The organism is Gilvimarinus sp. 1_MG-2023, assembly GCF_030548285.1.
On sequence record NZ_JAUOSC010001038.1, the window covers coordinates 1 to 270 of the forward strand.

Annotated in this window: 1 protein-coding gene; it reads left to right on the forward strand. The window is 56.7% G+C overall.

All coding sequences use genetic code 11. The features are described from left to right. Positions 1-70 precede the first annotated feature (70 nt). Positions 71-270: penicillin-binding transpeptidase domain-containing protein (locus Q4563_RS20035; RefSeq protein WP_303605762.1), on the forward strand; the 200-nt coding region annotated here is incomplete at its 3' end.

Consider the following 270-nt stretch of genomic DNA (forward strand, 5'->3'; position numbering starts at 1 on the left):
GTTTGCTGCTACTCCGGAAATCGCTTGCCGCCAGTGCGACAACTCATCAGCCAATGCTCCAGCAGCTACGATTAACGACCAGGCATCCACTACCGCAGCGCCAGAAACAGCCACTGAACCAACCCTGGCTCCACGGGTGATGGACAAACGCACCAACTTCCTGATGGTGAACATGCTCAAGGATGTTATCCAGCGCGGTACCGGTCGCCGGGCCAGAGCACTTAATCGTCATGACCTGGCTGGCAAAACAGGCACCACCAACGACCAAGT